This is a genomic window from Caballeronia sp. A2-2 (assembly GCF_057612605.2).
Genome location: NZ_CM172588.1, coordinates 1341941 through 1355146, shown reverse-complemented (window position 1 = coordinate 1355146; position 13206 = coordinate 1341941). Strand labels below are relative to the sequence as shown.

Below are 13206 nucleotides of genomic sequence, written 5' to 3'. Positions count from 1 at the left end.
CAGCCACGCGCAATGACGGAAAGGTGCTCATTGCCCCTCGTTATCCTCCCGCCATGGATGGACCGGTCGCGGAGGAAGCTCTTCTCGCCCAACCATGGCGACGATGATTCCGCGTGCGACGAGGTCCCACACACTGCCGGCATGACGGGGGTAGTCGCTCAACTGCCCGAGCCACTTTGGCTCATCGGAGCCTTCCTTTACTTCAATGAGATAGTGTCCATAGGCGCTGTCGCCGCCCACGTTGACGATGCGCGTCTCACCTAGAGTGCGACGACCTTTCGCGCTTCCACCAGGAAGCAGCTCAACGGTAATCAGAAGCACAGTTTCCTCCTGTCCGATTCCACTTCGAGCAACGTTCAACGCCAATGCATCTCCTGTAGGCCAAACCGAAGCTCCCCAAGCACAGGTTGTGATGCGATTCCCCAAACCGGGTCTGTTCGCACGAGTCGGTCTCGGCACCATGTTGGCCATCCCTCGTCGTCGTCATCAAGCGCGAGCCAGCATCTCGGTCTTCGTCTGCACACGTCGCTCCATATCTGCAGTCCCCGAGGCGTGTCTCGAAACTCCATCGCGTTCATCTTGCTGTGGAATGTCGCACCGACTACTCGCCCCGCCAGCCCAGGTCCCAATCGGCTCGCCAGATAGCGAACGCTCCCTTTGTAGTGGACGACCCATGACGTCGAAAGAACGATTCGGAGCTTCGGGTATGGCGCGAGTTCTCGCTCAAGAAGCGGGCAACACTCGAAAAGCGCGTGCCCTGGTTGGTTCATTAGGCAAGGCCCGAGGCCTCGAAGCCAATACACCGAATGAGGCTGGACCGCACCATCGAAATCGAGGTAGAGCACGTTCCCTCCCATCTGCCGCGGTGAGACGCGGTAGAGCTTCCCGGCGGATTTTGCGGCGCTCTCAGGGAACTCGAGCCCCGCATCAGCCAGCAACATACGAAGCGTATCTTTTCGTTCCAGCTCTAGCGGCCCAGTGTTCAGATAGACGCCCCCATCGGCTTGTACGCCCATAATCTCGCGCTTCCCGGACGAGAACACGAGCCTCGGGTTTGACTTGGCGGGAGTGACCGACAGCGTCAGTCGAGACTCGTTGTCCGCCCAACTTCGCAGCCATTGAAGGTTCGAGAGAAGGGCGTCGCCACCCTTATCCTCGTCGACCTTTTTCGGCCGCTGGCTCGACGCAACGAAGTTGAAATACTCGTCTACGCTTCTAGGCGAACCGGCGGCGGCTTTTTGTGTTTTCGCACGTTCGGTGCGTCCGATAACGGTCGGCACGTACGCGACACGGTCGCCACAAGCGAAATGTGTGAGCTCGATACCCACTACTTCACGTACGCCAAGGCGCTCATTCAGGTACTCAATCAAGCGTCGCAGAGTGAGCGGTATTTCGTCGGCAACGAACACAAGTCGACACTCGCCGGAAAGAAGCTTCTCCTGAACCGCACGCTAGAAGTCGACCGCGGAGCGGCCGGCAAGAAAGGTTCGAATTCCGCCTGCCGCGCCCCGTCGATGTAGGCTTTCAAGTCTTCTATTTTCGTCGCTTCAAGTGCGGCCGCGTAGTCAATCATCTGTGCGACTACCAAACGCTTACTCTCTGGATTGCCTGAGAGCTTGTCTTCTACCAGAATTGGCGTGCCTGCTTGGTCGAGGTAGAGATGGTCAGCGAAGATAGTTTGTCCGCGTCCGTCCACAAGTGGAAACTGGTCTTTCACCTCGAACCAGCGTTCCGGGTCCTCGACTGAGTCGGACAGGCTATCTGCGAGCAGGTTCGGATTGGCTGATAGCAGGTCCGTCAGCCGCTGCTCCAGCTCCGGACGGGTACGCGTGAACCTAACTGGCTTCTCGCCGTGGTCCGAGACATACATACTGCGCATAGCATAGTTCCCCGTGGTGAATTTGTATCGACAGCGTAGCGCGGGACTCATTCGGCGGTGTACGGGCGCTAACCCAAGCCCCACCCGCGCTGTGACGCTGCGCGAAGGCGTGCGGGTAACCGACACGCCTTCGCATTAACAGCGTTAAAAGTCCTCGGCCCACTTCTCCCAGAAGCCGGGCGCGTCGTGGTGTGCGTTGTTCACCGCACGGTCGAGTGGCACTGCCCAGAACATCGCGTCGCTGAATCGCATGCTTCCGTCTTCGTGCTCAAGAAATTGCTGGACCTTCTTGAACTCAGGGTCGTTCTCGTCGAACGGAACGTCGACGTAAATCTGCCCAGCGCACGAGCGCATGATGTTCTCATTGGCAAACTCACCACACAGTTTCCAGCCTACCTTGTTGGCTTCGAGCCACTCGATGATTGTCTTTCGAATGTAGATATCTTCGTAGCGCACCGGGTCTTCGAATCGCTCGGCCGGCGGAAACGCGATGAAAAGGACGTCACGCTGCTTTTGTCGGGCAATGGCGTCGATGAACTGCAGGAGCATAGGCATCAGGAGTCTCCGCTTACTTTGACAGGCCGCACATCACCTTGCCGTCAGCAGTTAGACGAAATGTGACGCCATCCCGCACGCGGATGTACTGACAGCCGGTTTCAACGTCGCGGTAGATTTGGACCCAATCGTCGGTTATGACCAACAGTTCCTCGAATACCTTCGGCCCTTTTCTCGGCGGGTCGAATACGCCGGAGATATAGAACATAGCAAACATGAACGCGATGGACATAAACATAAAACTTAGCGGTCCCTTCAGCATCGAGCCACTCCCCTATTTTGTTCTACGCTGGACCCATCGCATTGTCCACGTGTAAGAGACATTCATGTCCCGATATGGCGTCGGCAAGTTAAAACATCGACGAGATGAACCCATGCGAGGTAGCACCCTCGAGAAGCCCGCTTCGGAATGGCGCTTGGCTGGAAAAAGATAGGCGTCCGCGAGTGTGGCGAGAGGTGACGTGTGCAATCCCTGCGCATTGCCACGTTTGCGAAACGAACACACTCGCGTGGCAGAAAACTTCAAGCGTCAAAGATTTGTGAGCATTGCAAGATGGTCGTCCGGCCATGCCTCCAAATAGCTCCGGACGACTCCGACGAGTACAGGCCAGTCTTCGGCGTCCGCCGCAGCACCAGAACGACCGCTCACCCCTCTTTTAAGAATCTCGCTGGCACTCTGCAGGCAATCCAACGCCCGACGCAGGCGTTCGTCCATCGCTGGCGACAACGACAGTTCGCAAGAGACGACTTCGACGTCAGTGATTGCGGTCGCGAGAAGACTTGCGACCAGGTCGGCCGCGACAGATGACTCGCTGTCGAGCGCGAAAACGGGCGGGAGGATGGGAGCTATTGGTTGCATCGCAGATGTAGTCACCGCGATTTATTTCGTTCTCGGCTTGCGCGGTCCTTTCTTCACTTGGCGCCAACGCCATTAGAACAGGACGCCTTCATTGAGGTAGTTCGCCTGAATTTTTGACCACGACTATTTCGACCACGTTGCCGATTGCCGGAGGGTTGCCTATCTTCGTCCGCCTCACGCACGCGCGGAGCTGGTCTAAATGTCCAAGATGCGCGGCACGCCGAACCCAATCGGGCTCACGATAGCAAAGGATTCTATTAAGCATCCGCTGAAATGTGTTCGCTAGCCAACACACGCTCGAGATTTGTCAGCCTATTCTTGGCAACGTTTCGCGCGGGGCCACATAGAGAGAGACCAAACAATTAAACAAACAACTTCAAGCCACCCAGGTACCAGCCTTGGTGGCTTTTTCTTTTGCACCGCACTGCGTTCGAAGGCGAGCCAGGTTACCGTTCCTTGAAGCCACCGGAACTCGGACGGCGTTTCGTTCAGTTCGCCCCAGGACTGCTGTAATGTTCGCAATGTCGTCTGTGACTTGTTTGAAGTCTGTCGGCTTCACGACGTAAGCGCTGATACTCGTTTTCCGATGCAGACTCTTGCGTTTCGGTTTGCGGCTGCCGCAACTTTTGACCGGGGAACGGAAGCGCGACTCACGAAGGAGAAAAAATCACAGCGTTACCTGATTCGAGGCGAGCGAAGGTCCTGACGAAGCGATACGCCTGGCCATCAATCTCGACTTCATTGTTACCCACAGAAGTAGCTGCAAAAATTCCGTCGACCACTGCTTCCGCGAGAGCGCCATGTGGACCGCAGTCGACCTCCGCATCGAACGGATTGCCGACCGTAACGGCACACGTGCCGTTACGGGGTTCCATGATGACCAGGCTCGCATCCAGGTCCAAACACACTTCGAGATACTCTGCTAATGACGACAAGGATGCGTCGTGGGGTCGCGCTCGTTCATGCTGCGACGTGATGGGCATAGGGGAAGTTGTTGTGAGGAGGTTCGACTCGGGCGGAACATTCGAACTACGTTCCTGAGCTTTTTTACCGTCGGTGGACAGTAACACGAAGCATTAGCCTATCTACGACAACATCAAGAGCCCAGACTACTCCGGGTAAGCTCCCTCGATTCCGTTGACGCTAACGAGTCGGCATCTCAGGCCAAACGTATAGGCGGTTGCGTCAGTCGATTCAGCCCGTCTGCTGCCCAGAGCAGTGTCGCCTTTCCTAGACCGTGTATCTCTTGTTGATGACGTCGATAAAGCATCGCGTGGCTGAGTTGAGCCAACCGTCCTTTGATAACTCCGTCCTTGAAAAATCCGAATTTCCCCAGCGTGCCAAAGGCGTCGTAGTTCGCGAGCGACACGAGCGACCCAAAATCGTGATACGCGAATTCTCGTAGTGAGCCGCCGTTCACCCATATGGGTAGCGTTTTCGCCAGGTGCTCTGCCTGCTGCGTGGCGACCTGTGCGGTCGGCGCCAGCGCCCGTTCCGCGCCATTCATGAAAAGGCTGGAGCAATCGCCAAGCGCAAAAATATGGTCGTCGCGGGTTGTTTGCAGCGTCGGACGGGTGACAATTTGATTGGAACGCGACGTTTCCAGTCCTGCCAAGCCGCTCATGAAATCAGGTGCCTTGACCCCAGCTGCCCAAACCATCAAATCGGCCGGAACGAACTCGTCGGCGCCGAAGCAAAAGCCGTTCTCCTTGGCGCCAGTCACGCGCGTTCTCGTGAGCACGTTGAAGCCCATCCTTTTGAGCAATGACTCGCTCGAATCTGAGATGTCCGACGGAAACGCAGAAAGGATGCGCGGGCTGCTCTCGATTAGGGTCAGCTCCAGGCGCTGCCGTACCGTTGGGTCGCCATAGCCAGATGCGATATCGAGAAGCGAACTAAGTTCTGCCGCCAATTCCACGCCGGTGGCGCCACCGCCAACAATTGCGACACGGAACTGCTGGTCGCGCGCAATGCTTCTGAAAAGACGAGTTCGAAGCGTCTCGTTGAATGTTTCCGCTTGTTGCTGACTATCGATGAAATACGCATGGTCCGACACGCCTGAAGTGCCGAAGTCGTTGGCGCGACTGCCAAGGGCGAGCACCAAGACGTCGTAATTGACGGTGCGCGCGTCGACTATCTGCTCGCCATCGGCCGAACGTATCTCCCCAATATGTACCTGCTTCCGTTCCCGGTCGAGGCCGCACATCTCACCAGGTTGGTACGCATAGCCATGCGTGGCTGCGTGAGCGATGAAACTGACTTGCTGCGTGTTCACGTCACGCGTGCCCGCAGCGATTGTATGCAGCATCGGCTTCCAGATGTGCGTCGCGCTCTTATCGACGAGGGTGACTGTCGCGGCGACACCATTGCGAACGTGCCGCCCAAGTTTTGTAGCGAGTAAGAGCCCGGCGATACCGCCGCCGACAATCACGATGCGTACAGGAGGTTTCACGGTTCTAGATTCGATGGTTGTTGGCGATGCCAGTACAGAAGCCTGCCGGAAGCGATGTTTAGAGCAAGCTATGGACCCGCAGCCAAGGCGCCTCAGATGGTCTTTCCTTGCTGGCAAACAAGAAAATACTCATCCGAATGTTCGCGAGGTACAGCAGTTGCTCAAAGTCACAACATCGCCATCGCTGGTCTGATGAACGAGGCAACTTTCCATCTTGGGGGCTACATGGCAGAACACGTTTATAAGCTGCTTGAAATCACAGGTTCATCGCCAGTGTCATCAGATAACGCGGTCGAAATCGCGCTTGAAAAAGCGTCCGGTACGGTGAAAAACATCGAATGGTTACAGGTGACTGAGGCGCGTGGACATACCGAAGGCGGCAAGATTCTGCACTGGCAAGTCACCGTGAAGGTCGGCTTCCGGGTCGACGAGTGACGCTCGCAATCAAGACAAAAGCGCCCGTCAGAATCGCGCAAATTACCTATCTCTAGCGATAAAATTTGGATGAAGAACGCACTCAAGACCACGCTAGCGGCGCTTTTGGTCGCAACCTGCGCAGTACCTGCTGCCGCTATCGCTCGCCCGTACCATCATCACCGATGGCATCACCACCATCATGACAGATGGCACCATTATCATCATCGGCATTAGCCACTTCCTACGTGATTGCCTTTTCAAAGAAGATGCCGTCGTTGAGACCGAGCACAGCGCTACCGGCCGAAACTGGCTCATAGCCCATCCGCCAAAAGAACCGTCTTGTCGCCAATGTCGTCTTCGAAGCGTCAACTACAGTTGTGTGATATCCCGCGTTCGCGGCAATCATTTCGAGTCGAGTCAGCACGCTTCTTCCAATACCAACGCTCGGCAATCGACTGTATATGCATCTTAGCTCTGCAACGCCAAAGTCAAAACGCTTGAATGCGCCGCATCCTACCGGGGCATCCTGCGCTGTCCGTGCAAGGAGGAAGCAGCCTCGCGTGGAACTCACATCCGAATTCAAGAAGCGCGATTGTCCGCCGCTGCCCGTGTATAGGGCCATTGTCGCTGCCAGTTCGTCGAGCAACATGCGTGCGTCGTTTGACCATGGGTCTTCACGTTGAATGAGCACAGCGAGCGAGACGGGGGTCATGTCGTGCCTCAAAGGAGATGATTTGAGCTATCCGAGCAAATTGAGCGCCCGGAACGCCTCGTCGCCGAAATCAACAACTCTAATGCCACGATTGAACGAAAAGAAAGGGCTATCCAAGAAATGGATGGGCCGAGTGGACTTAAGACTCGAACGTTTTCATGACTGCGCTCTGTTTCTATTTAATGCGCTCTCCCCGAAGCTGGTGATTTTGTCTCTATTGGGTCGCTCCCCGTGTCGCAAAATGTCTTTGCAGGAAGTCAGGCGGCCTATTACGTGATGTGCGACTTTATTTCGACGCAGCTTAGGCGATAGGTTGCTGTTTGCGCAGGCAGGCCTTATCCGAGCTCTTGGGTAACTGTGGCGATAGGCGATTCATAGCGAATGCTCTCGGTACGGTATAGCCTACGCACGGGTGATTCCGGCCCGTGGATGCTAATTTCCTCCCGGGTCCGCCAGCATCGAGTCGGTGAATTCGGATATTTCTACCTCAATTTGAAACTGATTACTTTACTTGCACATTCAGTCACAGCGCCACCCTAGACTGTCAAGTACAGCAAAAGATGAAGCCCGCCAGAATCAAAAGTTCAATCCTGGCGGGTCATCGCCTTGGAGCGGCCGTATCGGCTCTGTTCCAAGAATCGCCAATTTCCGATATGACAGCTCTCGCTGTTTTGCGCTCTCTCTAGCTGCGGACTGGCCCTCGGTTGCAGGCAAACGATATATCCATCACATCAATCTGTGCAATAGGTAAAACGCCATACCGCAACACATTTGCAATCGCTCTTGATTGCAATCCTGACCACGCTGCCGATTTAGCCGTTTCGCAGATAAACGCAAAATATCCGCAAGACGGCTAAATTGAAAGGGCTGAATGGCGCACATCATGTTTCCACCTCAAAGGCTCGTCACCGTTAACCAACTGGGTGCACTGTTGGTGTTGCGAAGGAGGGAGCTCAGGCTCACGCAGACGCAAATAGGGCTACGTCTAAGTTTGAGTCAGAACCGCGTTTCTTGGCTTGAGAAAAATGCGGCCCATATCAGCTTCCAGCAGTTGCTGAATTGGACCGCGGCTCTTGAGGTGAAATTAGACCTCTCCGCGCGAGACGCCGATTTGCACAATGAGTCCGACTGGTAACAGCCAGCTTATCGTTGCCGTGGCGACGCTTCGTAGTAGGTACCGTCTATGCTGGTGGTCGAAGGGGCGGTCGACAGATTTTCTTGACCTTGTTCTCGTGACGCTGACGCGATGACCGCACGATGTCTTGCTGTTCTCATTTTGAAATGTCGTCTCGGGAGTATCACAACGCGGATAAAACGCCACGCGAGCGGTGGGACCGTTGCGGCTCGGTGCGACATTTGAAGCCGTGCCGTCAAGTGAACTTAAAACGCCGTACCGTAAGGACGCGAAATGACGAGAGAGATGTTAGGCCATAAGGAGCGGCTCGCGGTTCTAGAACGACGCATCGCTGCGGCAGAGGCGCTCATTGCCAAACACAATAAGCTCGCAGTGACACGTTCACAACGGGAAAACCGGGCGGTATCTACTGTGCTTTCGAGCTGGAAGCAGATACTTGAATCACTCAGGTTTCTTCGTCAGCTCGAAGTGCACCGCAACCAAGACCGTCCTGATTGAGCGCCGTATTCCGTTGGCAAGGACGCTCGTCCACGAGACTACCGAACGACTTTTGTCCACTGCCCGACGCTATTTGACACCACGACGGATTTTCGAATTTGGTCGGAACTTCCGCAGGCCGCAGCGATGCCCTTCAGCGCCAAACCGCTGGCGACAGGACTTCGCATCTGACCGAATGCGTCAGAAATTAAAGCAAGCCCGCGGCCGAAAAGATATCTTCCCCCTGCCACTTTTATGATGCAGAATAAAGAAAATAACTGGCACGAGCCGGACAACCGAGAGAACTGTCACCTTTACGGGGCAGTGAATTGCCACGATGAGACAAGCATATATGTCCGACCCAAATAAAACGAGGGAGTCTCCAATGGTTTCCCTCGAAATCAATCGGCGGTCCGATAGGGTACGACCGTCTTCAAATTACTCAACTATTTTTCGCCCGATGCTTCTTTAAGATTGAGTGCTCTCCTACGCGCGCACGTGTCGCGAATGAACACGATGTGCATCGCGTGAGTCCGTTGTTCACGCATCGCAGCGCTGGCGAAAGCGCGGTCAATACACGTAAATCTTAGCCAGGGGTCTAGTCTTGCTGCGTCAGCTTCGGAGAGCCTCGTCATCTTGACGCGTGCTCACGACTGGCATAACAGACATGTTCTCTGAGATGAGCTCGAGCTAGCTTGGATTGGCGTCCATTTCGCTACCTCGTCGGCTGTCGCGAACATTGTCATCAAGGCCGCTAGTTGAGGTGTACGTGAATATCCGGTCGGAATCGAACGTCAACGCGATTGACGAGCGGGAAATGACTGCTTTTATGCAGTCCACTAACTGTCGCGCGGCTCAGTTCACGGCGGCTGAGCTCGCGACGCACTTCAGTCTGACTCTGTTCGAAGCAAGGGCGTCACTCAACCAATATGCGCGGGATGGACTTGTGAGCTGCTTCACAAGTCAGGCGCAAGGCTGGGAGTGTTGGCTCGCGTCGAGGGACGGAAGATATGCATTTCTGCCACGTCGTGCTCGCGCCGAAGGCTTTGACCTAGAGAGACTGAAGCATCTAGTTGCAACCTATAGAAATGAACGGTTCGACGCGGAATACCAAGAACTTAGTTTGGGTGGTAGGCCTCTACGTGGCATGTCAAATGGCAAGCCTGTGATTGGGGTGAAGACGCGAAGCGAACCTTACAGCATCCCAGGTCACGTCCGATTTCTGGGTGGCTTAGCGACGCTGACCTCGCGCATGCTCGGCTCCCACGACTTCCTTATCATCGCGTTTCGCGAACGTATTCCCGAACGGCTGCAAAACAGGTTGATACTCAGGGGTTTAGGAGAAGGGCATGTTGTTGAATCCCCGAGTCACTCGGTCGATTCCGGCGAATCTCTGGCTCTACACCACCATACGAACCTTCTTAGTCCTCGTGTAATTGCACAGATACGCACTGGGACCTTTAACGTGCTCTCAAAGTTATTAGTCGACTCCCTTCCCAGGGATTTACTTCAAAGTGTTGTCAGTGACGTCGCGGATGCTGACGCGCCGATTCGCTGTTGCGTCTCTCCGTTTTCGTTCGAGGACCTCTGGATAAGCAAGCTCTCGAGTATGCACAGTGGCTGTTGGAGTTTTATCGACGAAACAATAAGCGGAGCACGGGAAAGAGCTAAGCATGCAGTGATGCGCTGAGGAACGGTATGGCGCATGCTTTTTTCGAAGAAGCTCTACCTTCGATTTGTGGTCTGAGCCTTGCACGCTTGAAGAGACTTCGCGATAGCGTGAAACGGGTCAAGCTGAACGTCTGCAGGGGCTTGCTATTCCACGCTGCTGCGCTACGCATCGGTGGCCGAAGGATAGTTCGTTAATCATGGTTCGTAAGCTGCTAAGCATATCTACAAGTCTTAACTAACATTATCGGCCGGGGCAGGCGACGAATGGGCAACGACGTCATTGAGGACTGAACATCTATGCCAAGCGTGCTCGTGGTTGAAGATGACCGAAGAATCCTGATTGCGCTCCAGACCATCATCGAAGGCGCGGGCCACGTCGTTCATATCGCTTCAAATGGACGCGATGCGTTGCATGTTGCACGGACATGCCGGGTCGACGTTGTTGTTTCGGACTTGAAAATGCCTGAAATGGACGGCGTGGAGCTATGTCGCCAGATGGCGTGCGACCCGTCACTATCTAATATCCCCATCATCTTGCAATCAGGGGTCCCCACGCCACCTGCCGAGGTCAAGCTCGCCGCGTTTCTCCTGAAGCCGTTTTCCCCAGCGGCTCTTTTGCTACTTATCGAGTTGCACACAGTTCAGCCTCTGCAACCTTGAGAATTAGCTTGCAAATAAGTCGCCGCCGCTACGGCATAGAATTGACGGTTTCGAAAGATAGGCGCCACGCATCATTCATGAACTTCAAGGTTGAGACATGACGCATATTCCCCCAGACGAGGCCCACTTTGCTGCCTCGTCGGTACCCGTCTTAAGTCCCGATTCGGTGGACGGTTCTGCAGCAGCTCTCTTTGACGCGATTCCAAGTGCGTTGCTTATCCTCCTGCCCGATGAACGCCTCACGGTAGCGGCGGCGACTGATGGATACTTGCAATCGACAAGGTCTAAACGCCAGGACGTGGTAGGGCAACCTCTGTCCGAAATGCTCTCGAAGCGATTCGGGCTGGCGACGGGCGAAGGCCAGAAGGTCTTTGAGGCCTTAGCATCGTCGCTACATACAAAACTAGTCTCCGAGCAAGTTGTACACGAGCAAGCAGAATCTGAAGGTTGCGAATCAAACGATTCGAAAGCGTGGAAAATAAAAAACGTGCCGGTGCTTGTGAAAGGTGCTGTGCTCTGCATCATTCTTTGCATTGAAGGTTTTTCTGATAGGACGCCCGCTATCTCGCAGGGAGAGGCAGCCACGAAAGCTCCTTGCACACTCGCCGTCCCGGATTCTCCAAGCCGTTTTATACCCAAACGAAAGACCGCAATCGTATGGGCCATTCGAACGAAGTTGAGTAGGTCCGCCCTCCGGCAAGATTTTAAGCTGGATGAGGGCGTGTTTAAATTGATTACAGATGCTGTTCCGCAGAGTGTATGGACAGCTCGTCCCGACGGGTACGTCCAGTATTTCAACCGCCAATTTTCAGAATTCGCGGGAACACCTCCAGAAGCCGCTGAAGACGGACTATGGGTAAACTTTGTACATCCCGACGACGTGTCGAAAGCACAGGCGGCGTGGCAGCACAGCGTAGCTACCGAAGAACCTTATGAGACTACATTCCGGGTAAGGCACAGGTCGGGCGAGTATCGGTGGACCCTGGTCCGAGCTTTATCGGTGCGACGGGACAATGAAGTCATCATGTGGGTAGGCACAAACACAGATATACATGACAAAGTTCTAGCGGAGGAGGCGCTTCGCGAAACCAATCGTCGTAAAGACGAATTTCTGGCGATGCTCGCCCATGAACTTCGAAATCCGCTTGTCCCAATCGTAGCTGGCGCGGAGATGCTTTCAAAAGCTCCTACCGATGAGCAACGTGTAACTCAACTGAGCGACATGATTCGACGTCAGATTGCGCACATGACTAGCCTTATAGACGACCTCCTTGATGTCTCAAGGGTCACACGCGGCCTCATAGTTCTAGAAGACTCAATCGTTGATTTGGAAAAGGTTGTACAAGAAGCGGCAGAGCAGACCCGCCCGCTTTTCGATGTGCACCAACATGAGCTAAACCTTCTGATATCAGGCGGTCCACTATGTGTCCGAGGAGACCACACTCGGTTGGTGCAGGCGTTAAGCAATCTACTTAACAACGCAGCGAAGTACACCCCTGACTCAGGAACCATACTGATTGAGGCGAAACGAACTGCGAGCGATGTTGTGGTACGCGTTAAAGACAACGGCGTCGGTATGGCGGCAGATTTACTGCGACGGGCATTTGATTTGTTTGAGCAGGGAGAACGAAGTGCTGCTCGTACGGAGGGTGGCCTCGGCGTTGGACTCGCTCTTTCGCGTAGTCTTATAGAACAACACCAAGGTTCGGTTACAGCGACGAGCGGAGGGCACGGCCGTGGAAGTGAGTTCACAGTGCGCCTACCATGCATTCAAGGTGCTACAGCCACGGACCGACTCACTCAACAAAAAGGGCCATCCACCGCCCACAAGAAGCATCACGTATTGCTAGTTGAAGACAATACAGAAGTGGCAGATGCGATGGCTATGATTTTAGAAATGCTTGGACACAGCGTGGCCATTGAGCATGATGGCGGAGGCGCAATTGAGCGAGCACGTCAAGAGTCGTTTACAACTTTTATTCTCGACATTGGCCTTCCAGACATGGATGGATACGAGTTGGCTCGCCAGCTAAAAGCAATGTCGGGCACAAAGGACGCAGTCTTTGTCGCTCATACAGGTTATGGTCAAAAGGAAGACAAGCAACTTTCGGCGCAGGCCGGATTTTCCCACCATCTTGTCAAACCAGCGGCGTTGGAGGATTTAGAACGAGTCCTCGCCATTTAGCCGCGGCTCAATGAGCAAGGACTAGACCATGTCCGACAGCGTCGGCCTAGACCCTCCGAGAGCGGGTATTTACGAGGCCCGACTAAGCGCAAACAAGATTGTTAGGAAACACGTCATGGCAAACGATGTTGTCGACAAGTATCTGATATCAGAGTCCGACGCTCACGAAAAGGCTTCTTTGCTACAAGAGCTCGCGGGAGGGAA

Annotated in this window: 11 protein-coding genes; 3 read left to right on the top strand and 8 right to left on the bottom strand. The window is 54.6% G+C overall.

Annotated elements, in window-relative coordinates:
- Positions 1-27: 27 nt before the first annotated feature.
- From ACZCWR_RS22555 to ACZCWR_RS22525, 7 genes are all read right to left on the bottom strand, one after another.
- Positions 28-321 (bottom strand): hypothetical protein, encoded by a 294-nt coding sequence (locus tag ACZCWR_RS22555; RefSeq protein WP_487303837.1) that lies wholly within the window; start codon positions 319-321, stop codon positions 28-30.
- A 35-nt stretch (positions 322-356) separates the two neighbouring features.
- A complete protein-coding gene (locus tag ACZCWR_RS22550; RefSeq protein ID WP_487304775.1) occupies positions 357-857 on the bottom strand; it encodes an HAD domain-containing protein in 501 nt (166 codons plus the stop codon).
- Between the two features lie 509 nt (positions 858-1366).
- Positions 1367-1879 (bottom strand): hypothetical protein, encoded by a 513-nt coding sequence (locus ACZCWR_RS22545; protein ID WP_487303836.1) that lies wholly within the window; start codon positions 1877-1879, stop codon positions 1367-1369.
- Between the two features lie 144 nt (positions 1880-2023).
- Positions 2024-2434 (bottom strand): hypothetical protein, encoded by a 411-nt coding sequence (locus tag ACZCWR_RS22540; RefSeq protein ID WP_487303835.1) that lies wholly within the window; start codon positions 2432-2434, stop codon positions 2024-2026.
- A gap of 13 nt (positions 2435-2447) precedes the next feature.
- Complete coding sequence (locus ACZCWR_RS22535; RefSeq protein WP_487303834.1) at positions 2448-2696, bottom strand: DUF6440 family protein; 249 nt, start codon at positions 2694-2696, stop codon at positions 2448-2450.
- Between the two features lie 1247 nt (positions 2697-3943).
- Positions 3944-4228 (bottom strand): hypothetical protein, encoded by a 285-nt coding sequence (locus ACZCWR_RS22530; protein ID WP_487303833.1) that lies wholly within the window; start codon positions 4226-4228, stop codon positions 3944-3946.
- A gap of 224 nt (positions 4229-4452) precedes the next feature.
- Complete coding sequence (locus ACZCWR_RS22525) at positions 4453-5745, bottom strand: NAD(P)/FAD-dependent oxidoreductase (RefSeq protein WP_487303832.1); 1293 nt, start codon at positions 5743-5745, stop codon at positions 4453-4455.
- 225 nt (positions 5746-5970) lie between these two features.
- Here ACZCWR_RS22525 and ACZCWR_RS22520 point away from each other — a divergent pair, with 225 nt between their 5' ends.
- Entirely contained in the window at positions 5971-6180 is a 210-nt protein-coding gene (locus ACZCWR_RS22520) for a dodecin (protein WP_487304774.1), read from the top strand.
- Positions 6181-6403: 223 nt separating this feature from the next.
- On the opposite strand, the gene ACZCWR_RS22515 is transcribed toward ACZCWR_RS22520, so the two are convergent.
- Positions 6404-6811 carry a GNAT family N-acetyltransferase gene (locus ACZCWR_RS22515; RefSeq protein ID WP_487303831.1) on the bottom strand — a complete coding sequence of 136 codons (408 nt, stop codon included), beginning with the start codon at positions 6809-6811 and terminating at the stop codon, positions 6404-6406.
- Positions 6812-10454: 3643 nt separating this feature from the next.
- Between ACZCWR_RS22515 and ACZCWR_RS22510 the strand changes: the two genes are divergently transcribed.
- Both ACZCWR_RS22510 and ACZCWR_RS22505 read left to right on the top strand, forming a co-directional pair.
- Positions 10455-10817 (top strand): response regulator, encoded by a 363-nt coding sequence (locus ACZCWR_RS22510; protein WP_487303830.1) that lies wholly within the window; start codon positions 10455-10457, stop codon positions 10815-10817.
- Between the two features lie 97 nt (positions 10818-10914).
- Positions 10915-13002: a hybrid sensor histidine kinase/response regulator gene (locus ACZCWR_RS22505; RefSeq protein ID WP_487303829.1), complete on the top strand. Its 2088-nt coding sequence runs from the start codon at positions 10915-10917 to the stop codon at positions 13000-13002.
- The last annotated feature ends 204 nt before the right edge of the window (positions 13003-13206 follow it).

Coding starts and splice junctions, on each gene's coding strand:
- ACZCWR_RS22550 (WP_487304775.1), bottom strand. CDS start 857: ATGGGAGGGAACGTGCTCTACCTCGATTTCGATGGTGCGGTCCAGCCT.
- ACZCWR_RS22545 (WP_487303836.1), bottom strand. CDS start 1,879: ATGCGCAGTATGTATGTCTCGGACCACGGCGAGAAGCCAGTTAGGTTC.
- ACZCWR_RS22540 (WP_487303835.1), bottom strand. CDS start 2,434: ATGCCTATGCTCCTGCAGTTCATCGACGCCATTGCCCGACAAAAGCAG.
- ACZCWR_RS22535 (WP_487303834.1), bottom strand. CDS start 2,696: ATGCTGAAGGGACCGCTAAGTTTTATGTTTATGTCCATCGCGTTCATG.
- ACZCWR_RS22520 (WP_487304774.1), top strand. CDS start 5,971: ATGGCAGAACACGTTTATAAGCTGCTTGAAATCACAGGTTCATCGCCA.
- ACZCWR_RS22515 (WP_487303831.1), bottom strand. CDS start 6,811: ATGTTGCTCGACGAACTGGCAGCGACAATGGCCCTATACACGGGCAGC.
- ACZCWR_RS22510 (WP_487303830.1), top strand. CDS start 10,455: ATGCCAAGCGTGCTCGTGGTTGAAGATGACCGAAGAATCCTGATTGCG.
- ACZCWR_RS22505 (WP_487303829.1), top strand. CDS start 10,915: ATGACGCATATTCCCCCAGACGAGGCCCACTTTGCTGCCTCGTCGGTA.